Origin of the sequence: Agromyces sp. PvR057, from assembly GCF_040547485.1 — a bacterium.
Taxonomy (GTDB): Bacteria; Actinomycetota; Actinomycetes; order Actinomycetales; family Microbacteriaceae; genus Agromyces.
In genome coordinates this window covers 1,794,717-1,819,765 of the sequence record NZ_JBEPPT010000001.1, presented here as the reverse complement: position 1 = coordinate 1,819,765, position 25,049 = coordinate 1,794,717, and the positions used below count along the sequence as shown (strand labels likewise).

Genomic DNA, 25,049 nt, shown 5'->3' with positions numbered 1-25,049 from the left:
TGCCTTGTCGCCACGTCTTGCGGTGCGTCTCACCGCTCAATCGGATGCGCGGCATCCGGGAAGTTCGTCTGTCGCCGTTTCCGGGCGGGGCCCGGTCGACTTCCTCGATTATCGCACGACCGGCGACGAACCGTCCGATTCGCCATGTGAGAATCGACACATGTCGGATGCCCCCGCTCGCCCGAAGCCCATCGGGCTCGCCATCAGCCTCATCGTCCTCGGAGCGCTCGGGCTCCTCGCGGCATGGGAACTCTCCCTCGAGAAGGTGCTCACCCTCGAGGATCCGGGCCACATCCCGAACTGCAACGTCGGCGTGCTCGTGGGCTGCAGCACGAACCTCGCATCGTGGCAGGGCTCGGTCTTCGGGTTCCCGAATCCCTTCATCGGCATGATGGCCTGGCCGGTGGTGATCACCGTCGGCGTGGCGCTGCTGGCCGGTGCGACGTTCTCGCGCTGGTTCTGGATCGCCTTCAACGTCGGCGTCGCCGGCGCACTGGCCTTCGTCGGCTGGCTGATCTTCCAGAGCGTCTACGTGCTCGACGTGCTCTGCCCCTGGTGCATGCTCACGTGGGCCGTGACGATTCCGGCCTTCTGGCTCGTGACCCTGCACAACCTCCGTGCGGGGCATATTCCCGTATCGGCACGTGTGCAGCGGCTCGCCGCCGGGTGGTACGGCTGGATCCCCGTCATCACGGTCGTCTGCTACGCCGTCGTGATCCTCATCGCCCAGGCGCAGATGAACGCGATCCCGCGCGTCATCATCGACCTGCAGAACTTCTGGCGCTGATCCCGCGGGAGTCCGCGCCGAACAGGTCGGGCCGATACCGGTTCTGCGCTGAACGCCTGGCGGAATGACGGATGCCGCGTCGGCACGAGGTGCGTCGACGCGGCATCCGTCATCCGCGGCCGATCAGGCAGGCCGGGTCGAGGGTCAGGCGAACCAGAGCGACAGCTCGCGCTCGGCGGACTCGACCGAGTCGGAGCCGTGCACGAGGTTCTGCTGCACCTTGAGGCCCCAGTCGCGGCCGAAGTCGCCGCGGATGGTGCCTGGGGCGGCCGTGGTCGGGTCGGTGGTGCCGGCGAGCGAGCGGAAGCCCTCGATCACGCGGTTGCCGGCGACGCGGATCGCGACGACCGGGCCGGACTCCATGAACTCGACGAGCGGCTCGTAGAACGGCTTGCCCTCGTGCTCGGCGTAGTGCTTCGCGAGGAGCTCGCGATCGGCCTGCACGAGGCGGATGTCGACCAGCGAGTACCCCTTGGCCTCGATGCGGCGCAGGATCTCGCCGGTCAGGTTGCGGGCGACACCGTCGGGCTTGACGAGGACGAGGGTCTCTTCGATTGCGGTGGTCATTCGTGTTCCTGTTCTGTTCGGGAGGCGACCACTGCGGCCGCCTTCTCTCGGTCGATGCGTTCGCCGACGATCATGCAGTAGGCCCAGATGCCGCCGAAGAGTGCTCCGATGAAGAACATCCCGGGGTTCAGGAGGCCGGCGAGGAGGATGAGCGCCTGCACGACCCAGCCGAGCGCGTACGCCCAGCGGTGGCGCAGCAGGCCGATCGTGGCGATCATGAGGACGAGGACGACGCCACCGGCGACGAGCGAGGCCCAGCGGGGCAGTCCGAACGCACCGCCGTCGTCGGGCGTGAGGCCCCAGATCACCAGGCTCGCGAGGAACACCACGATCAGCTCGAATCCGAGCACGATCGACGCGAGGCTGGCGCGCACGGATCGAGGGGCGGATGCCGCGGCCGCCGTCTGCGCCCCGGCCGGCGACTCGTCGCCCGGCGCCGAGGGGTCGACGGGGAGGTCGCTCATCGCTCGTTCCATCCGCGATCGGCGGCGATCGCGATCGCGTCGCCGACGAGCACGACCGAACCGGTGACGACGACGGCGCGCTTCTCGCCATCGGTCGCCCAGTCGCGCGCCTCGTCGAGGGCGTCGTCGAGCCGTTCGAGCACGGTGACGCGCTCGGCGCCCACCTTGTCGGCGACGATGCCCGCGAGGGCGTCGGCGTCGGTGGCCCGATCGGAGTCGGGGTTCGTGACGATGAACCGCGCGTCGAGGCCGGCGAGCACCTCGACGATGCCGGCCGCGTCCTTGTCGCCGAGCACGCCGAGCACGACCACGAGCTCGTCGAAGTCGAACGCCTCGCCGAGCGAGGCCACGAGCGACCTGGCGCCGTGCGGGTTGTGCGCGGCGTCGACGATCACGGTCGGGCCCGAGCCGACGATCTGCAGTCGGCCGGGCGACGTGACGGCTCCCAGGCCGGTCTCCACGACCTCATCGGCGAGCCGGACGCTGCCGCTGCCGATGAACGCCTCGACGGCGGCGACCGCGACGGCCGCGTTCTGGGCCTGGTGGCTGCCGAAGAGCGGCAGCGCGATGTCGTGGTACGACCCGGCGAGTCCCCGGATCGAGACGAGCTGCCCGCCGACCGCGACCGTCGTGGAGATGACCGCGAACGCGTCGTCCTCGACGGCGAGCGTCGACTCGGTGAGGTCGGCGGCGTTCTCGAGCACCTTCAGCACGTCGTCGTGCTGCCGCGCGCTGACGACGGACGCCGACGGCTTGATGATGCCCGACTTCGTGCGCGCGATCTCGACGACGTCGTTGCCGAGCCTGCTCTGGTGGTCGAGGTCGATGGGCGTGATGACGGCGACCTGGCCGTCGGCGACGTTCGTGGAGTCCCACTCGCCGCCCATGCCGACCTCGAGCACCATGACGTCGACGGGTGCGTCGGCGAAGCAGGCGAAGGCGAGCACCGTGAACGCCTCGAAGAACGTCAGCGGCGACTCGCCGGCGCCCTCGAGCTCGGCGTCGACGATCGCGATGAACGGCTCGATCTCCTCCCAGTTGCGGGCCAGCACCTCATCGCGCACCGACTCGCCGTCGATGCGGATGCGCTCGGTGAACCGTTCGAGGTGCGGGCTCGTGAGGAGGCCGGTGCGCAGCCCGGAGGCGCGCAGCAGGCTCTCGATCATCCGGCTCGTCGAGGTCTTGCCGTTGGTGCCGGTGAGGTGGATCACGGGCGCCGAGCGGTGCGGGTCGCCGAGCAGCTCGACGGCCCGCCTCGTCGGTTCGAGCCGCGGACGCGGGGCGCCTTCGCCGACGCGCTCGAGGAGCGCCGCGTAGACGGCGTCGGCCGCGTCGCGCGCGTCGGCGTCGAACTCGTCGAAGGCCTCGGCCTGCTCGGCCCGGCTCTCGGCGGCGCCCTCTTCGGGCTCGGGGATCTGGTCGGGTGCGTCGGTCATGCCTGCTCCAATCCGATGGCCGCCTTCGTGCCTCCGGCGAGGGGGGCGATCTCCGCGGCCGCGACGTCGTCGAGCTCGACGAGCGCGAGCGAGACGGCGAGGGTCTCCCCCGTGATGAGGTCGCGGTGGGTCTCGGCCGCCGCGAGTGATGCGGCGTCGAGCGTCAGCGTCAGGGCGATGCGGTCGCCCACCTCGAGCCCTGCGCCCTTGCGGGCCTCCTGCACGGCACGGACCAGGTCGCGGGCGATGCCCTCGGACTCGAGCTCTGGCGTGGTCGCGGTGTCGAGGATCGCGAAGCCGCCGTCGGCGAGGAGCGCGAGCGCGCGCGAGCCCTCGCCGGCTCCCCCGGCCTCGAGCACGAGGTCGTACTCGCCGGCCTCGAGCGCGATGCCGCCGGCGACGACCACTTCGCCGTCGACCGTCCAGTCGCCCGAGCGGGCCGCCTGGATCGCCTGCTGCACGGTCTTGCCCAGGCGGGGCCCGGCCGCGCGGGCATTGACGCTGAGCCGCTTGGTCACGCCGTAGGCCTCGGCGCTCGAGGCGTCGAGCTCGACGAGCGAGACCGACTTGACGTTCAGTTCGTCGCGCAGGATCGCCTCAAAGGGCGCCAGCGCCGCGGCATCCGTCGTCACGACCGTGAGCGAGGCGAGCGGAAGCCGCACGCGGCGACCGGCCTGCTTGCGGAGCGCGAGCACCGAGCCGCTGATCTCGCGGACGGCGTCCATGGCGGCGACGAGCGCGTCGTCGGCGGGGAACTGCGCGGCATCGGGCCAGTCGGTCAGGTGCACGCTGCGACCCCCGGTGAGCCCGCGCCAGACCTGCTCGGACGTGAGCGGCAGCAGTGGCGCAGCGAGGCGCGTGAACGTCTCGAGCACCGTGTACAGGGTGTCGAACGCCTCACTCTCGGTCGTGTCTTCGGCGACGCCCGCCCAGAACCGGTCGCGCGAACGACGCACGTACCAGTTCGTGAGCACGTCGGCGAAGTCGCGGAGCTTCGCGGACGCGAGGGTCGAGTCGAGGTTCTCGAGGTCGGCGGTCACCTCGGCGACGAGGTCGCGCAGCTTCGCGAACAGGTACCGGTCGAGCACGTCGGTCGACGTGGTGCGAGCGGATGCCTCGTAACCGCCCTCGCGCGCGGTGTTGGCGTAGAGCGAGAAGAAGTACCACGTGCTCCAGAGCGGCAGCATCACCTGGCGGACGCCCTCGCGGATGCCCTCCTCGGTGACGATGAGGTTGCCGCCGCGCAGCACCGAGCTCGACATCAGGAACCAGCGCATCGCGTCGGAGCCGTCGCGATCGAAGACCTCGGACACGTCGGGGTAGTTGCGCAGCGACTTGGACATCTTCTGCCCGTCGCTGCCGAGCACGATGCCGTGGCTGATGACGTTCTTGTACGCAGGGCGGTCGAACAGCGCAGTCGACAGCACGTGCATGACGTAGAACCAGCCGCGGGTCTGGCCGATGTACTCGACGATGAAGTCGGCGGGGTGGTGCGTGTCGAACCACTCGCGGTTCTCGAACGGGTAGTGCACCTGCGCGAACGGCATCGAGCCGGAGTCGAACCACACGTCGAGCACGTCGGGGATGCGACGCATCGTCGAACGGCCGGTGGGGTCGTCGGGGTTCGGTCGCGTCAGGTCGTCGATGTACGGCCGGTGCAGGTCGGGCTCGCCCGCCGCGTTCAGCGGCAGGCGTCCGAAGTCGCGCTCGATCTCCTCGAGCGAGCCGTACACGTCGACGCGCGGGGACTCGGGGTCGTCGCTCTTCCAGACGGGGATCGGCGAGCCGAAGTAGCGGTTGCGGCTGACCGACCAGTCGCGCGCGCCGGCCACCCACTTGCCGAACTGTCCGTCCTTGACGTTCTCGGGGACCCAGGTGATCTCCTGGTTCAGCTCGCCCATGCGGTCGCGGAACTCGGGGACCCGGATGAACCAGCTCGAGACCGCCTTGTAGATCAGCGGGTTGCGGCAGCGCCAGCAGTGCGGGTACGAGTGCTCGTAGCTCGCCTGGCGCAGCAGGCGCCCCTCGGCCTTGAGCAGCTGCGTGAGCGGCTTGTTCGCGTCGCTCCACAGCTCGCCCGCGACATCCGTCACCTCGGCCTTGAAGCGGCCGCCCTCGTCGAGGGAGAGGATGACCGGGATGCCGGCGGCCTCGCCGACCTTCTGGTCCTCTTCGCCGTAGGCGGGCGCCTGGTGCACGATGCCGGTGCCGTCTTCCGTGGTGACGTAGTCGGCGACGAGGATCTGCCAGGCGTTCTGCAGCCCGTACTCCTGGACGTCGGCGTAGTAGTCGAAGAGCCGGTCGTAGGTGACGCCCTCGAGTTCCGCACCGCGAACGGTGCGCGAGATCGCGGCCCGCGCGTCGGCGGCCGACTCGTAGCCGAGGTCCTTCGCGTAGCCCGCGAGCAGGTCTTCGGCGATGAGGTACTCGGCACCGAGGACCTCGGTGTCGGAGGCCCCGCCTTCGGCCTTCTCGCGCAGCACCGTCGCGTCGGGCGTGCCGTTCGGGCCCGCGGGGACGACGGCGTACTCGATGTCGGGTCCGACGGCGAGGGCGAAGTTCGTGGGAAGGGTCCAGGGGGTCGTCGTCCAGGCGAGGGCGCGCACGGCGGTGAGGCCGAGCGACTCGGCCTTGGCGCCGGTGAGCGGGAACGTCACGGTGACGGTCTGGTCCTGACGCATCTTGTAGACGTCGTCGTCCATGCGGAGTTCGTGGTTCGAGAGCGGCGTCTGGTCGCGCCAGCAGTACGGCAACACGCGGTGGCCCTCGTAGGCGAGGCCCTTCTCGTGCAGCTGCTTGAACGCCCAGATCACGGATTCCATGTAGGTCGTGTCGAGCGTCTTGTAGTCGTTGTCGAAGTCGACCCAGCGCGCCGAACGCGTGACGTACTCCTGCCACTCCTTGGTGTACCGGAGCACGGACGAACGCGCGGCCTCGTTGAAGGCCGCGATGCCCATCTCCTCGATCTGCACCTTGTCGGTGATGCCGAGCTGGCGCTCGGCCTCGAGCTCGGCGGGCAGGCCGTGGGTGTCCCAGCCGAAGCGGCGGTGCACCTGCTTGCCGCGCATGGTCTGGAACCGCGGGAAGACGTCCTTCGCGTAGCCGGTGAGGAGGTGGCCGTAGTGCGGCAGGCCGTTCGCGAACGGGGGGCCGTCGTAGAAGACCCACTCCGGCGATCCCTCGCGCTGGTCGATCGACGCCTGGAACGTGCCGTCGGCATTCCAGTACGCGAGCACGTCGCGCTCGCCTGCGGGGAAGTCGGGCGACGGGGCGACGCCGTTCTCGTCGGGGGTACGCGGGTACACGCGGGCTCCTTGGGTGACGGATGCTTCCACGAGGACGCCGTCTGCTCGTCGAGCCTCCGCCGCGGTACCACCTCGCTTGTCGCGCGAACGGAGTCGCGCGACCTCTCGAACGGCTGTGACGGGCCGACCCGTTCGGCTCTAGTGACGAGCGGCGGCCGAGGCATCCGTTCGCGTTCTTCCGAAGACTCCCCGGTGATGGCCGGATCGATGTCGATTCCACGATTGTACGCGTCGCAGCGTCGCGATGGGCCACTCCGCCGGAGGTGAGCGCGCCCGCGCGCCAGGTGCCGGGCTCAGGCCGGCGGCTTCGGGTCGAGCTGCGGCGCGAAGCCGCGGCACACCGGCGCGATCGCGCGACCGACGTCGGCGGCGAGGTCGCCCCGCTCGACGCCGGCGAGCGCCCATGCTCCCGCGGCCGTCGCCGCGGCCGCGGTCACGGCGTTCGCGGCCACCCGGACGATCGTCGCGTCGACCCCATCGTCGGCGCGGGCGGCGAGGAACCCGGCGAGGGCATGGGCGACGAGGAGGAAGCGGCTGAGTCCCGCCGCAAGGAATTCGTCGTGCGTGGCCATCGGCTCGCGCTGGCTCAGCGCGATCGGAACCGCGCCATGCGGATGCCGCGCCGCGAGCGCCGTGACGGCATGCTCGAGCGCGGCCGAGGGGTCGATCCCCACTGGCGTGGCGTCGAGGATCCCGGGCAGGGCCGCGATCGTGTCGTCGACGTCGAGCCAGAGCAGGTCGGACTTCGCGGCGAAGTAGTTGAAGAACGTGTTGCGGCCGACGCCGGCACGCTGTGCGATCTGGTCGATCGTCGTGCCCGCATAGCCCTGCTCGAGGAACAGCTCGCTCGCGGCATCCTCGAGCGTGCGCCGCGATGACGCGCGCGGACGGCCGCCCCGCGACCGCGGCGCCTCGGTTCGGGCGTTCGTGCCGCGGTCGTCGGAATCCGTCATAGACTCATTATGGACTCAGTACCGAAACCGGTCGTCCGCCTCCCCCGCAGCATCCGTTCCCCCTCCGCATCACCCAGAGGAGTCACGTCCGCATGACGTCGCGTCGAACCATCCGCATCCTGCCCGTCGCCGCCCTCGCGGCGGCGAGCGCGCTCGTGCTCGCAGGCTGCACGCCGGCGGGCGACTCGCCCGAGGCATCCGGCGATCCCGTCACCGGCGGCACCCTCGTCTACGCCTCGGGCGACGGCGAGCCCAGCTGCCTCGACCCGCACGTCGGCGGCAACTACCCGCAGGCGCTCATCGCCGGGCAGTTCCTCGAGTCGCTCGTCTCGCTCGACGCATCGGGCGAGGTCATCCCGTGGCTGGCGACCGGGTGGACGTCGAGCGACGACGGGCTGACGTGGGACTTCACGCTGCGCGACGACGTCGAGTTCACCGACGGCACGCCGTTCGACGCCGAGGCCGTGAAGGTCAACGTCGAGCACCTGAAGAACCCCGACACGCAGTCCTCGACCGGCTACCTCGCCCTCGGCAAGGTCGACTCGGTCGAGGTCGTGAGCGACACGGTCGCCCGATTCCACCTCAGCGCGCCCGACAGCGCCCTGCTCGAGTCGCTGACCCAGCCCTGGAACGCCATCGAGTCCCCCGCCGGCATCGCCCGCGGCATGGAGGAGAACTGCCTCGCGCCCATCGGCACCGGCCCGTTCATCGTCGACGAGTGGGTTCCGCAGGATCACGTCTCGCTCGTGCGCAACGACGACTTCACCACCGGTCCGGCCGACCGCGCGCACGACGGCGCCGCCTACCTCGACGGCATCGAGTGGCGCTTCATCCCCGACTCCGCCTCGCGCTACGCGGCGCTGCAGGCGGGTGAGGTCGACATCATCGACAACGCCCAGCCCGACACCCTCGACCAGGCGGAGCAGTCCGGCGAGCTCGTCGAGATCGACGCCCCGCGCCCCGGCGCATCGAACCGCATCGAGCTGAACTCCGGGCAGGCGCCGTTCGACGACGTGCGCGTGCGCGAGGCGTTCATCCGCGCGGCCGACGTGAACGACGGCATCGACGCGCTCTTCTTCGGCACCGCCGAGCGCTCCTCCTCCGTGCTCTCCAGCGTCGAGCCTCTCGCCTACTCCGACGATTCGCTGTTCGTCACCGACCTCGGCGAGGCGAACGCCCTGCTCGACGAGGCCGGTTGGTCCGAGCGCGACGACCGCGGCATCCGCGTGAAGGACGGCGTGCCCCTGACCGTGCGCTTCCCCGTCTCGACGAACCAGTCGATCCCCGCCGAGCAGTCGCTCTTCGAGCAGATCCAGGCGACCGCGAAGGAGGCCGGCTTCGACGTGCAGCTCGAGCCGCTCGACCTCTCCGGCTGGTACGGCGCGCTCTTCACGAACGAGTACGAGGCCGTCAGCGCCCCGTACACGAAGGTCGGCCCCGACGTGCTGCGGATCCTCTACCACTCCGACTCCATCACGCCGGCGCCGAGCGGCTACTTCGCCAACCTCGCCCAGCTGAACGACCCCGAGCTCGACGCGCTGCTCACCGACGCGGCATCCGAGTCCGACCCCGACGCGCGGGCGGCGCTGTACGAGCAGGCGCAGCAGATCATCCTCGGCGGGTTCTACGCGCTGCCGCTCTACGACCAGCAGAACCACTTCCTTCACTCGCCGAAGCTCCAGGGCGTGCGTGCGATGCCGACCGTGTCGACGCCGACCTTCGCCGACGCCTGGCTGGCAGACTGAGCGGATGCCACGAAGCCGAACGCTCCGGCGGGTCGCACTGCGACTCGCCGGAGCGGTGTTCGTGCTCTGGGCGGTCGCGACCCTCACGTTCTTCGCGGTGCACCTCGTGCCGGGCGACCCCGCGCAGGCGATCCTCGGCGGACCGGGATCGCAGGCCTCCCAGGAGGCACTCGACCGGGTGCGCGCCGACTACGGGCTCGACCAACCGCTCGCGGTGCAGTACCTCTCGATGCTCGTTCGACTCGTGTCGGGCGACCTCGGCGACTCCTACGCGCTGAAGACGCCGGTCGCCGACCTCATCGCCGGACAGCTGCTCGGCACGCTGACGCTCGCGCTGCTCGCCCTCGTCGTCGCCTGGGCGTTCGCGATCGGACTCGCGCTGTGGTCCACCTCGGCCGGCCGCATCGGGCGGGCGATCGCCGCCGGCATCGAGCTGACGGCGGCGGCACTCCCCCATTTCTGGCTCGCGACCGTGCTCATCGCCGTGTTCTCGACGTCGCTCGGCTGGCTGCCGCCGGTCGCCAACGGCTCGCCCTCCGGCCTCGTGCTCCCGGTGCTCACCCTCGCGGTGCCGCTCGCCGGCTTCCTCGCGCAGCTCATGCGCGAGCAGATGCTCGAGGCGCTCGAGCAGCCGTTCACGACGTCGGCGCTCGCTCGCGGCGAGACCGCGGCCGGCATCCGACTTCGCCACGCACTGCGGCACGCAGCCCTGCCCGCCGTCAACCTCTCGGGCTGGGCGATCGGGTACCTCATCTCGGGCGCCGTCGTCGTCGAGACCATCTTCGCCAGGCCCGGCCTCGGCCGCACCCTGCTGCGCGCGACCGAGCTGCGCGACGTGCCCGTGGTCATCGGCGTCGTGCTGGTCGTCGCGCTCGTGTACGTGACGATGACGGTGCTGACCGACCTCGTCTCCCGCGCGGTGGACCCGCGCATCTCCCTCGAGGAGCGCGCATGAGCGATCTCGAACTCTCGAACCGCGCCGTCTCGGGGCGCACGCTGCCCCGGCCGCCGCGCGCCGGCACGGTCGCGGCCTTCGCGTTCGTCGCGTTCCTCGTGGTGGCGACCATCGCGCCCGGCCTGCTGCAGACGGCCGACCCCACCGCGATCGCGCCGCGCGATGCGTTCGAGCCGCCCTCGACCGCGCACTGGTTCGGCACCGACGAGTCAGGGCGCGACGTCTACAGCCGTGTGGTCGAGGGCACCGGAACCTCGCTCCTCATCGGCGTCAGCGCCACCGCGATCGGGTTGGCCCTCGGCCTGCTGCTCGGCGCCCTCGCGGGCCTCGGCGGGCGCGTGCTCGACTTCGTCGTCGGCCGGGTGAACGAGGTGCTCTTCGCCTTCCCCGGCATCCTCCTGGCACTGCTCGTCATCGTGCTCTGGGGGCCCGGCCCCGTGACCGCGACCATCGCCGTCGGGCTCTCGACCGCACCGGGGTACGCGCGCATCATCCGCGGCGAGCTCGTGACCGTGCGTTCGTCGGGTTTCGTCGAGGCCGCCCGCGTGCTCGGGCACGGCCGGTGGCGGATCCTCGCCAGGCACATCCTGCCGAACGCGCTCGCCCCGATCGTCGTGCTCGCCACGCTCGGCATCGGGCAGGCCGTCGTGTGGGCCTCGGCGCTCAGCTACCTCGGCCTCGGCGCGCAGCCGCCCGCACCGGAATGGGGCGCCATGCTCGCGGCCGGACGCACGTACATCACGACCGCATGGTGGCTCACCGTCTTCCCCGGCCTGATGATCGTGCTCACGACCATCACGACGACCGTGCTCGGTCGGGCGCTCGCCGCACGGGACGGGGCGCGCCGATGACCGCCCCCGTGCTCGAGGTCCGCGGCCTGTCCGTCTCATTCGGCGCGGGCCGCGACGTGGTGCGCGGCGTCGACCTCATGGTCGAGGCCGGAACCTGCGTCGCGATCGTCGGCGAGTCGGGCTCGGGCAAGAGCGTCACGGCCAGGGCGCTGCTCGGACTCGCAGGAGCCGGCGCCTCGGTGCGGGCCGATCGACTCGTCGTCGCGGGAGCCGATCGCCGCGGCGCGAGCGAGCGCGAGTGGCGCCGCACGCGCGGGGTCGGCGCCGGGCTCGTGCTGCAGGACGCCCTCGTGTCGCTCGACCCGCTCCGCAGCATCGGCCGCGAGATCGGCGACCCGCTCCGGATCCACCGGCGGATGTCGCACGCGGCGGCACGGACCAGGGCGATCGAGCTGCTCGAGCTCGTCGGCATGCCGCATCCGTCGCTCACCGTCGACCGGCGCTCGGGCGAGCTCTCGGGCGGAATGCGCCAGCGCGCGCTGATCGCCTCGGCGCTCGCCCTCGATCCGCCGCTGCTCATCGCCGACGAACCGACGACCGCGCTCGACGTCGGCGTGCAGGCCCGGGTGCTCGCCCTGCTCGACGAGGCCCGCGCGCGCGGCACCGGCGTGCTGCTCATCAGCCACGACCTCGCCGTCGTCTCCCGCATCGCCGACACGGTGGTCGTGCTCGACGACGGAGCGGTGGTCGAGACCGGGCCGACGGCCGAGATCCTCGGTGCGCCGCGGCATCCGGTCACCCGTGCACTCATCGACGCCGTGCCGACCGACGTGCCGCGGGGAGCCCGGCTCGTCGTCCGCGACCGTCAGGCCGCAGCCCCGGCAGAACCCGAGTCCGATCCGCCGCGCCCACCGCGGTCCGGTCCGGCACGCCCGCCGGCCATCGAGGGCGTCGGCCTCTCGAAGTCGTTCCGCGCCGGCGGCGGCACCACGCATGCGGTGCAGGAGGTCTCGTTCCGGGTCGACCCGGGCCGCACGCTCGGCCTCGTCGGCGAATCGGGCTCGGGCAAGACCACGCTCGCACGCCTGGCCCTCGGCCTGACCGCACCCGACGCGGGCGAGGTTCGCCTCGCCGGGGAACCCTGGACGCCGTTGCCCGAGCGCGATCGCCGCACCCGCCGGTCGCGCATCGCGGCCGTCTACCAGGACGCGTTCGGATCCTTCGATCCGCGGTGGAACGTGGGTCGCATCCTCCGCGACGCCCTCGTCGCCGGGCAGCGCGAGGTGTCGAATGCCGCGGTCACGGCGCTGCTCGACCAGGTGCACGTTCCCGTGGACGCCGCCTCGCGGCATCCGCTCGCCCTGTCGGGAGGCCAGCGTCAGCGCGTCGCCATCGCCCGGGCCCTGGCGGGATCACCCGACGTGCTCGTCTGCGACGAGCCGGTCTCGGCGCTCGACGCGACCGTGCAGGCGCGCGTGCTCGACCTGTTCGACGAGCTGCAGCGCGTGCACGGCCTCGCGATGCTCTTCATCTCGCACGACCTGGGCGTGATCCGCCACATGAGCGACACCGTCGCGGTCATGCGCAACGGCCGGGTCATCGAGCACGGTGACGCCGAGCGGGTGTTCACCGCGCCGCAGCACGAGGTCACCGCGGCGCTCATCAGGGACTCTCCGCGAATCCCGTGATCCGAGGGTCCAGCCGCGTTCCGCTAGGCTTGAGCGTCGCACATTCAGGCACCTCACCATTGACTCGGTGCCGCCGATATCGAACCGGAGCATCATGACCGACACGTCGCGCATCCCCGACAAGCCCGCCCTCGAAGGGCTCGAGACGGTCTGGGCCGACGCGTGGGAGCGCGACGGGGTCTACACCTTCCCCCGCGCAGACGCCACGCGCGAGACGATCTACTCGATCGACACGCCTCCGCCCACCGCCTCCGGCTCGCTGCACATCGGCCACGTGTTCTCGTACACGCACACCGACGTCATGGCGCGCTTCCAGCGCATGCGCGGCCGCAAGGTCTTCTACCCGATGGGCTGGGACGACAACGGCCTGCCCACCGAGCGCCGCGTCCAGAACTACTACGGCGTCCGCTGCGACCCGACGCTGCCCTACGAGCCCGACTTCGTTCCCCCCTTCGAGGGCGGCGACGGCAAGTCGACGAAGGCCGCAGACCAGAAGCCGATCAGCCGCCGCAACTTCATCGAGCTGTGCGAGCGCCTCACCGTCGAAGACGAGAAGCAGTTCGAGGCGCTCTGGCGCACGCTCGGCCTCTCGGTCGACTGGAAGCAGAGCTACCGCACGATCGCCGACGAGGCGATCTTCACCTCCCAGCTCGCCTTCGTGCGCAACGTCGAGCGCGGCGAGGCCTACCAGGCCCTCGCGCCCACCCTGTGGGACGTCACGTTCCGCACGGCCGTCGCCCAGGCCGAACTCGAGGACCGCGAGCAGCCCGGTCACTACCACCGCGTGTCGTTCCACCGCACCGACAGCGGCACGATCGAGATCGAGACGAGCCGCCCCGAGCTCATCGCGGCCTGCGTCGCACTCGTCGCGCACCCCGACGACGAGCGCTACCAGCCGCTCTTCGGCACGACCGTGACCTCGCCCGTGTTCGGCGTCGAGGTGCCCGTGCTGGCCCACCACCTCGCCCAGAAGGACAAGGGCACCGGCATCGCCATGATCTGCACCTTCGGCGACGTCACCGACGTCGTGTGGTGGCGCGAGCTCGACCTGCCGAACCGCGCGATCGTGGGCTTCGACGGCCGCATCATCGCCGAGGCGCCCGAGGCCATCACGAGCGAGGCCGGCCGTGCCGCGTTCGCCGAGATCGCCGGCAAGACGGCGTTCTCGGCCAAGGCGGCCGTCGTCGACCTGCTGCGCGCATCCGGCGACCTGCTCGGCGAGCCCAAGGCGATCACCCACCCGGTGAAGTTCTTCGAGAAGGGCGACCGCCCGCTCGAGATCGTCTCGACCCGCCAGTGGTACATCAGCAACGGCGCCCGCGACGCCGGTCTCAAGGAGCGCCTGCTCGAGCACGGCCGCGGCATCGACTGGCACCCCGACTTCATGCGCGTGCGCTACGAGAACTGGGTCGGCGGCCTGTCCGGCGACTGGCTCGTGTCGCGCCAGCGCTTCTTCGGCGTGCCGATCCCCGTCTGGTACCCCCTCGACGAGGCCGGCGACCCGAAGTTCGACGAGCCGATCGTCGCCACGCGCGACATCCTTCCCGTCGACCCCTCGTCGGCGCCCGCACCCGGGTTCGACGAGGCCCAGCGTGGTGCACCCGGCGGCTTCATCGGCGAGCACGACGTCATGGACACCTGGGCGACCTCGTCGCTGACCCCGCAGCTCGCGGGCGGCTGGGAGCGCGACCCCGAACTGTTCGACCTCGTCTACCCGTACTCGCTGCGCCCCCAGGGTCAGGACATCATCCGCACCTGGCTGTTCAGCTCGACGCTCCGTGCCGAGCTCGAGCACGGCACGGCACCCTGGAAGAACGCGGCGATCTCGGGCTTCATCGTCGACCCCGACCGCAAGAAGATGTCCAAGTCGAAGGGCAACGTCGTGACCCCGGCCGGCCTGCTCGAGCAGCACGGCTCCGACGCCGTGCGGTACTGGGCCGCATCCTCGCGGCTCGGCACCGACGCGTCGTTCGACCCGCAGAACCCGACCCAGGTGAAGATCGGCCGACGCCTCGCCATCAAGGTGCTGAACGCGGCGAAGTTCATCCTCGGGTTCGAGGGCGCTGCGGATGCCGCGGTCACGGAGCCCGTCGACCGGAGCATGCTCGCCGAGCTCGCCGAGGTGGTCGCGAAGGCCACGAAGTCGCTCGAGTCGTACGACCACGCTCGCGCGCTCGAACTGTCCGAGACTTTCTTCTGGACCTTCTGCGACGACTACCTCGAGCTCGTCAAGGAGCGCGCCTACGGAGAGCCGAGCGCCGAGCAGGCTTCGGCCGTCGCTGCGCTGAAGACCGCGCTCGCGGTGCTGCTGCGCCTGTTCGCCCCGGTGATCCCGTTCGCGACCGAAGAGGTCTGGAGCTGGTCGAACGAGGGCTCGGTGCACCACGCGGCCTGGCCCACCCTCGACGAACTCGCGGCTCGCGGCGAGGCGGGCACCGAGCTGCTCGTCATCTCGAGCCTCGCACTCACCGGCATCCGTCGCGCGAAGACCGCCGCGAAGGCGTCGCAGAAGACGCCGGTGACCCGTGCGGTGATCGCCGCACCCGCAGCGACCGTGGCACTGCTCACGGCCGTCGCATCGGACCTGCGTGCGGTGGGGCGCATCGCAGAGCTCGAGTTCGTCGAAGCCGACGAATTCGAGGTCCGTGACATCGAACTCGAAACGCCGGAGGCATAGGGGGCCACATGACATACGAGATCCGACTCGCAGCCGAAGACGACTTCTTCGGCTGGTTGCCGCTGTTCGAGGCGTACTGCCGGTTCTACGAGACCGAGCTCGACGACGCCAAGGCGCTCATCGTCTGGAACTGGATCAGCGACGAGCACGACCCGCTGCAGGCCGCGCTCGCGGTCGACGACGCGGGCAAGCCGGTCGGTCTCGCGCATTTCCGCGTCGTGCCCGACAGCCTCTCGGCGACGCGGGGCATGCACCTCGACGACCTGTACGTCGACGAGGGGGCGCGCGGCGCGGGCCTCGGCCGCGAGCTCATCGAGTTCGTGCATGCGCGTGCGGCCGAGGTCGGTTCCGGCGGGGTCTCGTGGATCACTGCGGCCGACAACGCCGCCGCCCAGCGCATCTACGACGAGGTCGCGACGCGGACCAGCTGGGTCACCTACGAGATGCACGCCTGATGCAGCTCGGAACCCGTTGGGCGCTCGGTGCGCAGCCGCCGGTCTCGGTTCCGCCCGAGCTGCGCGAACAGATCGTCGCGGTCGAGGCTCGACGAGGCGACGGCGCAGGTCATTGGACCCTCACGTGGCTCGAGGGCCGACCGATCGCCGAGCTCGACGACGGAACCCGGGTCACGCTCGCCGGAGTCGCCGAGCCCGGCACCGAGGGCGACGCCGACGAAGACTGGTGACGGGGGCGGTCACGCTCACGCCCGCGCGATGACCTCTCCGTGCGGCATCAGCATCCACCCGTCCGGGTCGGACACCCAGGCGAGCCAGCCGGCGGAGATCCGCTGCAGTTCGCCGGTGTTCGAGTTGCCGGACTCGATCGCGTGCACGGCGAATGCCGACTCGGTCGCCCGCAACGCCCAGGACTCGCCCCACCATTCGCGTTCGGCGTCCGAGGCGAACACCCACACGGAGCCCGTCGCCGTCACGTCGGTGAATCCTGCTTCGCGCACCCACGCCTTGAGGTGCCGGCCGGCGTCGGCTTCGCCGCCGTTCCATGCGTGCACCGCATGGTAGAGCTCCAGCCAGCGCGTGAGTGCATCGCTGGCGGGCGCGGTGAGCACGCCGCCGTAGTCGACATCGCGAACCGCGAGCACGCCGCCGGGACGGAGCACGCGGCGCAGTTCGCGCAGCGCATCGACCGGATGCAGGAGGTGCTGCATGACCTGGTGCGCGTGCACGACGTCGAACGAGTCGTCCTCGAACTCGAGCGCGTACGCGTCCCCGACGCGGAACTCCACGTTGTCGACGGCTGAACTCGCTGCGAGTCCGTTCGCCTGGGCGACGATGTCGGCCGACGCGTCGACGCCGATCACGTGTCCGGGACGGACCCGGCGGGCGAGGTCGATCGTGATGGTGCCCGGTCCGCTGCCGAGGTCCAGCACGTCGAGCCCCTCGCGCAGATGCGCCACGAGGTACGCCGCGGAGTTCTCGACCGTGCGCCAGGTGTGCGAGCGGAGCACGCTCTCGTGGTGGCCGTGCGTGTAGACGTCTCTGGGGGCCGCGTCATGCGGTGTGGTGCTGGTCATCCTTCGACTTTAGGCCGATATGGTCGGCGGATGGACGACGTGACGAACCCGCTCCTCGAACCGAGCCCGCTCCCCTACGGCCTGCCGTTGTTCGCCCTCATCCGGCACGATCACTACGCCGAGGCGCTCGAGACGACGATGGCCGAGCAGCGTGCGGCGGTGGAGGCCGTCGCGAGCGATCCCGACGAACCGACCTTCGCCAACACGATGCTGCCGCTGGAGCGGGCGGGCCTCGCACTCGAGCGCGTGCTCGCCGTGTTCGAGAACGCGAGCTCGGCCGACACGAACGATGAGATCGAGGCGATCGATGCACGCTTCGCCCCGCTTCTCGCAGCCCATCGCGATGCGATCCGCCTCGATCAGCGTGTCTTCGCCCGGGTGCAGTCGCTCTTCGAACGACTCGACGTGCTCGGTCTCGACCCCGATGAGCGGTACCTCGTCGAGCGCGCCCACCACGACGCGGTGCTCGCCGGTGCCGCACTCGACGAGGGCAGTCGTGCGCGCCTGGGTGAGCAGAACCAGCGCCTCTCGGTGCTCACGACCGCGTTCCAGCAGCACCTGCTCGCCGACACGAACGACCTCGCCCTGCACCTCGTCGAGCCCGACGACGTCGCCGGTCTCGACGAGGGCGCGGCGTCGGCCGCGCGCGAGGCCGCGGCATCCCGCGGACTCGAGGGCTGGCTCGTGACGCTCGTCCTGCCGACCGGCCAGCCGGCGCTCGCCACCCTCGCGAACCCCGCGACGCGCGACGCCCTGCTCACCGCCTCGCGCGATCGCGGGCGCCACGGCGGCGACCACGACACCAGGGCGATCCTGCTCGAGATCGTGCGGTTGCGCGCCGAGCGAGCGGCGCTGCTCGGATTCGACTCGCACGCCGCCGCCGTGACCGCAGGGCAGACGGCCGGCTCCCCCGAGGCCGTCGCCACGCTCCTCGCCGAGCTCACGGGGCCCGCGATGCGCAACGTCGAACGCGAGCGCGAACAGCTCTCGGCGAGGGCGGCGTCCGTCGGCGCGCGCGAGGTCGCGGCATCCGACTGGGCCTTCCTCGCCGACCAGGTCGCCGCGGAGCGCGATGCGCTCGACCCCGCCGAGGTGCGGCAGTACCTCGAGTTCGAGCGCGTGCTCGTCGACGGCGTCTTCCATGCCGCGAACCTGCTCTACGGGCTCACCTTCGAGGCCCGGCCCGACCTGATCGGCTATCACCCCGACACCCGGGTGTACGAGGTGTTCGAACACGACGGCGACCCCGTCGGCCTGTACCTCCTCGATGCGTACACGCGCGATTCCAAGCGCGGGGGTGCGTGGATGAGCTCGCTCTTCGAGCAGTCCGACATGACTGGGCGACTCCCCGTGGTCGTCAACAACCTGAACATCCCGAAGCCCGCTCCAGGCGAGCCCACGCTGCTCACCTTCGACGAGGCCGGAACCCTCTTCCACGAGTTCGGCCATGCCCTGCACGGACTGCTCGCGCGGGTGCGGTTCCCGTCGCATGCCGGCACGCGCGTCTTCCGCGACTTCGTCGAGCTGCCCAGCCAGGTGAACGAGCTCTGGCTGCTCCGCCCCGAGGTGATGGCGAGCTTCGCCGTGCACCACGAGACGGGCGAGCGGATGCCGCAGCAGCTCCAAGATCGTCTGCGGGCCACCGCCGGCATCGAGTCGGGGTTCTCGACCGCCGAGTACCTCGCCGCCGCGGCCCTCGACCAGGCGTGGCACCGGATCGCGGCCGGATCGGGCCCCGTCGCCGAGGACGCGCCCCACGGCGTCGACGTCGTCGCGGCGTTCGAGCAGGCCGCGCTCGTGGAGATCGGTCTCGCGCACCCCCTCGTGCCACCGCGCTATGCGAGCACGTACTTCGCCCACGTCTTCGCCGGGGGGGTACGACGCGGGCTACTACTCGTACATCTGGAGCGAGGTGCCCGGCGCCGACATCATGGCCTGGTTCGAGGTCAACGGCGGGGCCACACGGGCGAACGGCGACCGCTTCCGTCGGGAGATCCTCGGTCCGGGCGGCTCACGCGACCCGCGGGAGTCGATTCGCTCGCTGCTCGGTCGGGAGGCGTCGATCGGACCGCTCCTCGCGAGACGCGGCCTCGGCTGAGGGCTGACGGTCTCAGCCGAGGGGGAACCGCGGACGCCCCGTGCCCGTGGATCACCCGAGACGACGGATGCCCCGTGCAGGCGTGCTGCACGGGGCATCCGGAATGGTCGTGGCGCTGCGGCTCAGATCGCGAAGCCGAGCGCGCGCATCATGTCGCGGCCGTCGTCGGTGATGCGCTCGGGGCCCCACGGCGGCATCCACACCCAGTTGATGCGGAACGCCTCCACGACGCCGTCGAGCGCCTCGGCGGTCTGCTCTTCGAGCACGTCGGTGAGCGGGCATCCGGCGCTCGTGAGCGTCATGTGGATGATGAGCGCGTTGTTCTCGTCATCCCATCCGAGGTCGTAGATGAGGCCGAGATCGACGACGTTGACGCCGAGCTCGGGGTCGACGACGTCTTTCAGCGCCTCTTCGACCTCGTCGTAGCGCTCAGGAGCGAGTGAGGTGGCCATGATCGGATTCTACTCGCGCCTACTCGGCCGCCGACTCGGCGACCTGGTAGCGGTCGTAGCCCTCTTCCTCGAGACGGTCGGCGAGCTCGGGGCCGCCCTGCTCGGCGATGCGGCCGGCGACGAACACGTGCACGAAGTCGGGCTTGATGTACCGGAGGATGCGCGTGTAGTGCGTGATGAGCAGGACACCGAGGCCGGTGTTCGCCTTGGCGCGGTTGACGCCCTCGGACACGATCTTCAGCGCGTCGACGTCGAGGCCGGAGTCGGTCTCGTCGAGCACCGCGAACTTCGGCTTCAGCAGCTCGAGCTGCAGGATCTCGTTGCGCTTCTTCTCGCCGCCCGAGAAGCCCTCGTTGACGTTGCGCTCGGCGAAGGCCTTGTCCATCTTGAGGTTCTTCATCGACTCGCGCACGTCCTTGACCCACGTGCGCACCGACGGCGCCTCGCCGTCGATCGCGGTCTTCGCGGTGCGGAGGAAGTTGGTGACCGTGACCCCGGGGATCTCGACGGGGTACTGCATGGCCAGGAAGATGCCGACGCGCGCACGCTCGTCGACGCTCATCTCGAGCACGTTCTCGCCGTCGAGGAGGATCTCGCCCTCGACGACGGTGTACTTCGGGTGGCCGGCGATCGTGTAGGCGAGCGTCGACTTGCCGGAGCCGTTCGGGCCCATGATGGCGTGGATCTCGCCCTCGTTGATGACGAGGTCGACACCGCGGAGGATCTCGCGGGTTCCCTGGTCGGTCTCGACGTTGACGTGCAGGTTCTTGATCTCGAGCACGGACATGGTGATGGGGGTTCTCTTTCGATTGTCGGCCGCGCGGGCCGGAAACTGATTCAGACGGCCAGGGTGACCGCGGGGTCGATGTGCACGTCGCCGTCGGTGATCTCCACCTGGTAGACGGGCACGGGTTCGTAGGCGGGGAGCGTGAGCGGCTTGCCGGTCTTCAGCGAGAACTTCGAGCCGTGCGCCCAGCACTCGAGCGTGTCGTCCTCGACGAAGCCCTCGGCGAGGGAGATGTCACCGTGGGTGCAGGTGTCGCCGATGGCGAAGACCTGGCCGGCGGAGTCCTTGACGACGGCGATCGGCACGCCCTCGAGCACGAAGCGCGACGCCTCGTTCTCGGCGAGGTCGCCCACGGAGCAGACACGAACGGATGCCACGTCAGCGACCTTCCAGTTCGGCCTCGATCGCCGCCGTGAGGCGGGCCTCGAGGTCGGCCGAGCCGATCTTCTGCACGATGTCGGTGAGGAAGCCTCGCACGACGAGACGACGTGCCTCGTCTTCTCGGATGCCGCGCGCCATGAGGTAGAAGAGCTGCTCGTCGTCGAAGCGGCCCGTGGCACTCGCGTGCCCGGCGCCCTCGATGTCGCCCGTCTCGATCTCGAGGTTCGGCACCGAGTCGGCGCGGGTGCCCTCGGTGAGCACGAGGTTGCGGTTCTGCTCGTAGCTGTCGGTGCCGACCGCGGCGTTGCCGATGAGCACGTCGCCGATCCAGACGGTGCGCGCGCCAGCACCCTGCAGCGCGCCCTTGTAGGTCACGCGGCTCTTCGTGTGCGGTGCGTCGTGGTGCACGAAGACCTGCTGCTCGAGGTGCTGACCGGCGTCGGCGAAGTAGAGGCCGAGCGACTCGATGTCGGCACCCTGCTCCGCGAGGTGGGTCGACGGGTTCACCCGGACGACCTTGCCGCCGAGGGAGACCACGATGTGCTTCAGGAACGAGTCGCGGCCGAGGCGCGCGAACTGGCTCGAGAGGTGGACGGCCTCGTCGTCCCATTCCTGCAGCGAGACGACCGTGAGCGAGGCTCCGTCGCCGACGATGATCTCGACGTTCTCGCTGAGACGGGCGCTGCCCGTGCCGGCGAGCACCACGAAGCCCCGGCTGTTCGGCGCCGCCTCGATGACGGTGTGCGCGGCGCGCGGCCGGTCGCGGAGTTCGGCGCGGGTCACGAACGCGACCTTCTCGTCTTCGCCGGTGACGGAGACGAGGAGTGCCTCGCCGAACGCCGACCAGGCGTTCGCGCTCGCGCGATCCTCAGGCGTGCCCGCCGCGCCGATGCGCGCATCGTCGCGAGGGATGTAGGAGAACGCGACGCCCGCGACATCCGTCGTCTCGATCGTCAGGCGCGACCCGTCGAGCTCGCCGCCCGTGAGGTCGGCGAACGCCGCGACCGGGGAGAGCTTCCACTCGTGCTCGCGGCCGTTGACCGGCTCGAAGTCCTCGACGTTCACCGAGCGGAACCGCTCGGAGCGCGTCTGCACGGGCACGAAGGCGCCGTCGGAATGCGCGACGAGGCCGTGCTGTCCGGGAGTGGCCATAGGAGATGAACGCTGTGCTGTGCTGGTCATCTGGGCGGTCACTGCTAGCCCACCGATCCTTCCATGCCCATCTCGATGAGCTTGTTGAGTTCCATCGCGTACTCCATGGGGAGCTCGCGTGCGATCGGCTCGATGAAGCCGCGCACGATCATCGACATGGCCTCGGTCTCGTCGATGCCGCGGCTCATGAGGTAGAAGAGCTGCTCCTCGCTGACCTTCGACACCGTCGCCTCGTGACCGAGCTTCACGTCGTCGACGCGGATGTCGATGGCCGGGTAGGTGTCGGAGCGCGAGATCGTGTCGACGAGCAGGGCGTCGCACACGACGCTGTTCGCCGAGTGGTGCGCGTTCGCGTCGATGCGCACCTCGCCGCGGTAGCCGGCTCGGCCTCCCCCGCGGGCGATCGACTTCGAGACGATCGACGACTGCGTGTACGGCGCCATGTGGATCATCTTCGCGCCGGCGTCCTGGTGCTGGCCGGGGCCGGCGAAGGCGACCGAGAGCGTCTCGCCCTTGGCGTGCTCGCCCATGAGGAAGATCGACGGGTACTTCATGGTGACCTTGGAGCCGATGTTGCCGTCGACCCACTCCATGGTGGCGCCCTCGGCTGCGGTGGCCCGCTTGGTGACGAGGTTGTAGACGTTGTTCGACCAGTTCTGGATCGTCGTGTAGCGAACGCGGGCGTTCTTCTTCACGATGATCTCGACGACGGCCGAGTGCAGCGAGTCGGACTTGTAGATCGGGGCCGTGCAGCCCTCGATGTAGTGCACGTAGCTGTCCTCGTCGGCGATGATCAGCGTGCGCTCGAACTGGCCCATGTTCTCGGTGTTGATGCGGAAGTAGGCCTGCAGCGGGATCTCGACGTGCACGCCCGGCGGGACGTAGACGAACGAGCCGCCCGACCATACGGCCGTGTTCAGCGCGGCGAACTTGTTGTCGCCGGCCGGGATCACGGTGCCGAAGTACTCCTCGAAGAACTCGGGGTGCTCCTTCAGCGCGGTGTCGGTGTCCATGAAGATGACGCCCTGGCGCTCGAGCTCTTCGTTGATCTGGTGGTAGACCACCTCGGACTCGTACTGCGCGGCGACGCCGGCGACGAGGCGCTGGCGCTCCGCCTCGGGGATGCCGAGCTTCTCGTACGTGTTCTTGATGTCATCGGGCAGGTCTTCCCAGGTCTGGGCCTGCTTCTCGGTCGAGCGCACGAAGTACTTGATGTTGTCGAAGTCGATCTCGGAGAGATCCGCGCCCCACGTTGGCATCGGCTTGCGCTCGAAGAGCTGCAGGGCGCGCTGGCGTCGCTGCAGCATCCATTCGGGCTCCGACTTCAGCGCGGAGATGTCGGCGACGACCTCCGGCGAGATTCCGCGTCGGGCCGAGGCCCCAGCCGCGTCGGAGTCGGCCCATCCGAACTCGTACGTTCCGAGTCCTTCGAGTTCCGGCCGGTCGATCAGTACGTCCGTCATGCTCTCCCTCTTCTCCTCCCGTGCAACCGGCTATCAGTCCGGCCCATCGCCTCCCGTGAGTCGAGGCGCTCTTGGAGATGGTGATGATGTGCGGGTGGCGTCAATGCGAACCTAAGATGTGTGGGTACCCGCCTCGCGCGATCTCGCGCGCCTCGCGGTCTCCAACCCACCAAGTCTATAGGGTCGCGCCGCCGCCTGGTCCGTACTCCCAGCGCCAGCACAGCAGACCCGGAGCAGGACCCCCAGCGTGAACCGCTTCATCGCGTGGCTCCCCGACCGCGTCGACCGCCGCATCCGCTTCTTCGCGTGGCTCTCGTTCCTCGCGCAGACGACGATCATCGCCACCGGCGGTGCCGTGCGCCTCACCGGATCCGGCCTCGGGTGCCCCACGTGGCCCACCTGCACGGCCGACTCGCTCGTGCCGACCGAGGAGCTCAGCTACCACTCTCTGATCGAGTTCGGCAACCGGCTCATGACCGGCGTCGTGGGCATCGTCGCGCTGGTCCTGTTCATCCTCGTCTGGCGCATCCGCGCCGAGCGCCGGGACCTGTTCACGCTGTCCTTCATCGTCGGCGCGGGCATCGTCGCGCAGGCGATCGTCGGCGGCATCACGGTGTGGACCGGCCTCAACCCGTTCATCGTGGGCTTCCACTACGTGTCATCGCTGCTGCTCGTCTGCGTGGCGGCCGCGTTCCTCGCGCGCATGGACTCCGCGCCCGGTCCTCGCGAACGCGCCGTGCCCGGCTGGTACCTCGCGCTCGCGCATGCCACGAGCGCCGTGCTCGCGATCTCGATCGTGTTCGGCGTCCTCACGACCGGCGCGGGCCCCCACTCGGGCGATGCCGCGGCGGGTCGCAACGGCTTCAACGCCGAGTTGCTCGAGCACGTGCACGCGTGGCCCGGCTACGCGATGTTCGCCCTGACGATCGCGCTCGTGATCGGCGCCGCGACGCTGAAACTGCCGACGCTCCGCTGGGCGATCGTGCTGCTCGCCGTCGAACTCGTGCAGATCGCCGTCGGCCTCTACCAGGCGCGCAACGGCCTGCCGCCGCTCGCGGTCGGCATCCACATGGTGCTCGCCGCGCTGACGGCCGCGACCATGACCGTCGTGATCCTGCACTTGAAGCGGCCGGTGACGGCGGATGCCGCGACGGCCGCCTCGCCGGTCGAGGCCGCCACGCGCTGATGCTCGTCCGTCATCGTGGCCGCGAACCGCGCATCTCCCCCGCGGCCACGGTGGCGCCCGGCGCGATCGTCTCGGGCGACGTCGTCATCGAGGCAGGTGCGCGCATCCTGCACGGCGCCGTGCTCACGGCCGAGGACGGCCGGGTGCGCATCGGAGCGGAGACCGTCGTGCTCGAGCACGCCGTGATCCGCGGTCGGCACGACCATCCCGCCATCGTCGGCTCACACGTCATGATCGGGCCGCACGCCCACGTCAGCGGGGCCACGATCGGCGACGACGCGTTCATCGCCACCGGCGCAGCCCTGTTCCCCGGCGCGGTCGTCGGCGCGGGCGCCGAGGTGCGCGTGAACGCCGTCGTCCAGGTGAACACGACGCTCGAGCCCGGCGCGGTGGTTCCCATCGGGTGGGTCGCCGTCGGCACCCCCGCGCAGCTGTTCGGTCCAGACCGACACGACGAGATCTGGGCGGTGCAGCGCACCCTCGACTTCCCGGGCACCGCCTACGGGGTCGACCGCTCCGCCGGCATGGCAGAGATCATGCGGCGGCAGTCGGCGTTCTACGCCGCCCACGACGACGACGTGATCATCGGCGACGAGGGCTGACGCGACATCCGATCGACGGGATCAGTCGG

At 70.3% G+C, this 25,049-nt stretch carries 21 protein-coding genes and 1 pseudogene; 11 read left to right on the top strand and 11 right to left on the bottom strand.

Features of this window, described 5'->3' with window-relative positions:
- Positions 1 to 160 precede the first annotated feature (160 nt).
- A complete protein-coding gene (locus ABIC29_RS08245) occupies positions 161 to 787 on the top strand; it encodes a vitamin K epoxide reductase family protein (RefSeq protein ID WP_116081672.1) in 627 nt (208 codons plus the stop codon).
- Positions 788 to 931: 144 nt separating this feature from the next.
- Here ABIC29_RS08245 and ndk read toward each other — a convergent pair whose 3' ends face one another.
- The 5 genes from ndk to ABIC29_RS08220 all read right to left on the bottom strand — a co-directional run bounded on the left by ndk (position 932) and on the right by ABIC29_RS08220 (position 7,512).
- Positions 932 to 1,354 (bottom strand): nucleoside-diphosphate kinase, encoded by a 423-nt coding sequence (ndk, locus tag ABIC29_RS08240; protein WP_067876282.1) that lies wholly within the window; start codon positions 1,352 to 1,354, stop codon positions 932 to 934.
- Positions 1,351 to 1,818, bottom strand: coding sequence for a DUF4233 domain-containing protein (locus ABIC29_RS08235; protein WP_158551795.1), 468 nt, complete (start codon positions 1,816 to 1,818; stop codon positions 1,351 to 1,353). Before ABIC29_RS08235 ends, ndk begins: the two co-directional genes overlap by 4 nt.
- Positions 1,815 to 3,254: a bifunctional folylpolyglutamate synthase/dihydrofolate synthase gene (locus ABIC29_RS08230; protein ID WP_354244222.1), complete on the bottom strand. Its 1,440-nt coding sequence runs from the start codon at positions 3,252 to 3,254 to the stop codon at positions 1,815 to 1,817. The genes ABIC29_RS08235 and ABIC29_RS08230 overlap by 4 nt, the downstream gene beginning before the upstream one ends.
- Positions 3,251 to 6,559 (bottom strand): isoleucine--tRNA ligase, encoded by a 3,309-nt coding sequence (gene ileS, locus ABIC29_RS08225; protein ID WP_354244219.1) that lies wholly within the window; start codon positions 6,557 to 6,559, stop codon positions 3,251 to 3,253. The genes ABIC29_RS08230 and ileS overlap by 4 nt, the downstream gene beginning before the upstream one ends.
- A gap of 293 nt (positions 6,560 to 6,852) precedes the next feature.
- Positions 6,853 to 7,512: a TetR/AcrR family transcriptional regulator gene (locus tag ABIC29_RS08220; protein WP_116081668.1), complete on the bottom strand. Its 660-nt coding sequence runs from the start codon at positions 7,510 to 7,512 to the stop codon at positions 6,853 to 6,855.
- 92 nt (positions 7,513 to 7,604) lie between these two features.
- Between ABIC29_RS08220 and ABIC29_RS08215 the strand changes: the two genes are divergently transcribed.
- From ABIC29_RS08215 to ABIC29_RS08185, 7 genes are all read left to right on the top strand, one after another.
- Positions 7,605 to 9,257, top strand: coding sequence for an ABC transporter substrate-binding protein (locus ABIC29_RS08215; protein ID WP_354244216.1), 1,653 nt, complete (start codon positions 7,605 to 7,607; stop codon positions 9,255 to 9,257).
- Positions 9,258 to 9,261: 4 nt separating this feature from the next.
- The gene (locus tag ABIC29_RS08210) at positions 9,262 to 10,212 is read left to right on the top strand and encodes an ABC transporter permease (RefSeq protein ID WP_116081666.1); all 951 of its coding nucleotides are present in this window, start codon (positions 9,262 to 9,264) and stop codon (positions 10,210 to 10,212) included.
- Positions 10,209 to 11,063 (top strand): ABC transporter permease, encoded by an 855-nt coding sequence (locus tag ABIC29_RS08205; protein ID WP_116081665.1) that lies wholly within the window; start codon positions 10,209 to 10,211, stop codon positions 11,061 to 11,063. The genes ABIC29_RS08210 and ABIC29_RS08205 overlap by 4 nt, the downstream gene beginning before the upstream one ends.
- Entirely contained in the window at positions 11,060 to 12,691 is a 1,632-nt protein-coding gene (locus ABIC29_RS08200; protein WP_354244213.1) for an ATP-binding cassette domain-containing protein, read from the top strand. Before ABIC29_RS08205 ends, ABIC29_RS08200 begins: the two co-directional genes overlap by 4 nt.
- A gap of 94 nt (positions 12,692 to 12,785) precedes the next feature.
- The gene (gene valS / locus ABIC29_RS08195) at positions 12,786 to 15,368 is read left to right on the top strand and encodes a valine--tRNA ligase (RefSeq protein ID WP_354244211.1); all 2,583 of its coding nucleotides are present in this window, start codon (positions 12,786 to 12,788) and stop codon (positions 15,366 to 15,368) included.
- 8 nt (positions 15,369 to 15,376) lie between these two features.
- Positions 15,377 to 15,823 (top strand): GNAT family N-acetyltransferase, encoded by a 447-nt coding sequence (locus ABIC29_RS08190; protein WP_354244209.1) that lies wholly within the window; start codon positions 15,377 to 15,379, stop codon positions 15,821 to 15,823.
- Entirely contained in the window at positions 15,823 to 16,053 is a 231-nt protein-coding gene (locus tag ABIC29_RS08185; RefSeq protein ID WP_116081661.1) for a hypothetical protein, read from the top strand. The genes ABIC29_RS08190 and ABIC29_RS08185 overlap by 1 nt, the downstream gene beginning before the upstream one ends.
- A gap of 15 nt (positions 16,054 to 16,068) precedes the next feature.
- Here ABIC29_RS08185 and ABIC29_RS08180 read toward each other — a convergent pair whose 3' ends face one another.
- On the bottom strand, positions 16,069 to 16,899 hold the full coding sequence (locus ABIC29_RS08180; protein ID WP_116081660.1) for a methyltransferase domain-containing protein: 831 nt from the start codon (positions 16,897 to 16,899) through the stop codon (positions 16,069 to 16,071).
- On the opposite strand from ABIC29_RS08180, the pseudogene ABIC29_RS08175 reads away from it, so the two are divergent.
- A pseudogene (locus ABIC29_RS08175) lies at positions 16,879 to 18,997 on the top strand (M3 family metallopeptidase). The gene ABIC29_RS08180 and the pseudogene ABIC29_RS08175 sit on opposite strands and share 21 nt — an antisense overlap.
- Positions 18,998 to 19,119: 122 nt before the next feature.
- Here the strand turns inward: ABIC29_RS08175 and ABIC29_RS08170 are convergent.
- From ABIC29_RS08170 to sufB, 5 genes are read right to left on the bottom strand one after another with little or no spacing between them, the layout of a single operon-like run.
- Positions 19,120 to 19,449 carry a metal-sulfur cluster assembly factor gene (locus ABIC29_RS08170; RefSeq protein WP_055857683.1) on the bottom strand — a complete coding sequence of 110 codons (330 nt, stop codon included), beginning with the start codon at positions 19,447 to 19,449 and terminating at the stop codon, positions 19,120 to 19,122.
- Positions 19,450 to 19,468: 19 nt separating this feature from the next.
- A complete protein-coding gene (gene sufC, locus ABIC29_RS08165) occupies positions 19,469 to 20,236 on the bottom strand; it encodes a Fe-S cluster assembly ATPase SufC (RefSeq protein WP_354244205.1) in 768 nt (255 codons plus the stop codon).
- Between the two features lie 50 nt (positions 20,237 to 20,286).
- Positions 20,287 to 20,613: a non-heme iron oxygenase ferredoxin subunit gene (locus ABIC29_RS08160; RefSeq protein WP_116081657.1), complete on the bottom strand. Its 327-nt coding sequence runs from the start codon at positions 20,611 to 20,613 to the stop codon at positions 20,287 to 20,289.
- Position 20,614: 1 nt separating this feature from the next.
- Positions 20,615 to 21,769 (bottom strand): Fe-S cluster assembly protein SufD, encoded by a 1,155-nt coding sequence (sufD, locus tag ABIC29_RS08155; RefSeq protein ID WP_354244202.1) that lies wholly within the window; start codon positions 21,767 to 21,769, stop codon positions 20,615 to 20,617.
- Positions 21,770 to 21,813: 44 nt separating this feature from the next.
- Entirely contained in the window at positions 21,814 to 23,232 is a 1,419-nt protein-coding gene (gene sufB / locus ABIC29_RS08150; RefSeq protein WP_116081656.1) for a Fe-S cluster assembly protein SufB, read from the bottom strand.
- 247 nt (positions 23,233 to 23,479) lie between these two features.
- Between sufB and ABIC29_RS08145 the strand changes: the two genes are divergently transcribed.
- Together ABIC29_RS08145 and ABIC29_RS08140 are read left to right on the top strand one after the other, a co-directional pair.
- The gene (locus tag ABIC29_RS08145) at positions 23,480 to 24,418 is read left to right on the top strand and encodes a COX15/CtaA family protein (protein ID WP_354244200.1); all 939 of its coding nucleotides are present in this window, start codon (positions 23,480 to 23,482) and stop codon (positions 24,416 to 24,418) included.
- Positions 24,418 to 25,020, top strand: a complete 603-nt coding sequence (locus ABIC29_RS08140) for a gamma carbonic anhydrase family protein (RefSeq protein WP_354244198.1) — start codon at positions 24,418 to 24,420, stop codon at positions 25,018 to 25,020. Before ABIC29_RS08145 ends, ABIC29_RS08140 begins: the two co-directional genes overlap by 1 nt.
- Positions 25,021 to 25,049 lie beyond the last annotated feature (29 nt).

Coding starts and splice junctions, on each gene's coding strand:
- ABIC29_RS08185 (WP_116081661.1), top strand. CDS start 15,823: ATGCAGCTCGGAACCCGTTGGGCGCTCGGTGCGCAGCCGCCGGTCTCG.
- ABIC29_RS08190 (WP_354244209.1), top strand. CDS start 15,377: ATGACATACGAGATCCGACTCGCAGCCGAAGACGACTTCTTCGGCTGG.
- ndk (WP_067876282.1), bottom strand. CDS start 1,354: ATGACCACCGCAATCGAAGAGACCCTCGTCCTCGTCAAGCCCGACGGT.
- ABIC29_RS08220 (WP_116081668.1), bottom strand. CDS start 7,512: ATGACGGATTCCGACGACCGCGGCACGAACGCCCGAACCGAGGCGCCG.
- ABIC29_RS08180 (WP_116081660.1), bottom strand. CDS start 16,899: ATGACCAGCACCACACCGCATGACGCGGCCCCCAGAGACGTCTACACG.
- sufB (WP_116081656.1), bottom strand. CDS start 23,232: ATGACGGACGTACTGATCGACCGGCCGGAACTCGAAGGACTCGGAACG.
- sufC (WP_354244205.1), bottom strand. CDS start 20,236: ATGTCCGTGCTCGAGATCAAGAACCTGCACGTCAACGTCGAGACCGAC.
- valS (WP_354244211.1), top strand. CDS start 12,786: ATGACCGACACGTCGCGCATCCCCGACAAGCCCGCCCTCGAAGGGCTC.
- ABIC29_RS08200 (WP_354244213.1), top strand. CDS start 11,060: ATGACCGCCCCCGTGCTCGAGGTCCGCGGCCTGTCCGTCTCATTCGGC.
- ABIC29_RS08230 (WP_354244222.1), bottom strand. CDS start 3,254: ATGACCGACGCACCCGACCAGATCCCCGAGCCCGAAGAGGGCGCCGCC.
- ABIC29_RS08235 (WP_158551795.1), bottom strand. CDS start 1,818: ATGAGCGACCTCCCCGTCGACCCCTCGGCGCCGGGCGACGAGTCGCCG.
- ABIC29_RS08210 (WP_116081666.1), top strand. CDS start 9,262: ATGCCACGAAGCCGAACGCTCCGGCGGGTCGCACTGCGACTCGCCGGA.
- ABIC29_RS08215 (WP_354244216.1), top strand. CDS start 7,605: ATGACGTCGCGTCGAACCATCCGCATCCTGCCCGTCGCCGCCCTCGCG.
- ABIC29_RS08245 (WP_116081672.1), top strand. CDS start 161: ATGTCGGATGCCCCCGCTCGCCCGAAGCCCATCGGGCTCGCCATCAGC.
- ABIC29_RS08205 (WP_116081665.1), top strand. CDS start 10,209: ATGAGCGATCTCGAACTCTCGAACCGCGCCGTCTCGGGGCGCACGCTG.
- ABIC29_RS08140 (WP_354244198.1), top strand. CDS start 24,418: ATGCTCGTCCGTCATCGTGGCCGCGAACCGCGCATCTCCCCCGCGGCC.
- ABIC29_RS08170 (WP_055857683.1), bottom strand. CDS start 19,449: ATGGCCACCTCACTCGCTCCTGAGCGCTACGACGAGGTCGAAGAGGCG.
- sufD (WP_354244202.1), bottom strand. CDS start 21,769: ATGGCCACTCCCGGACAGCACGGCCTCGTCGCGCATTCCGACGGCGCC.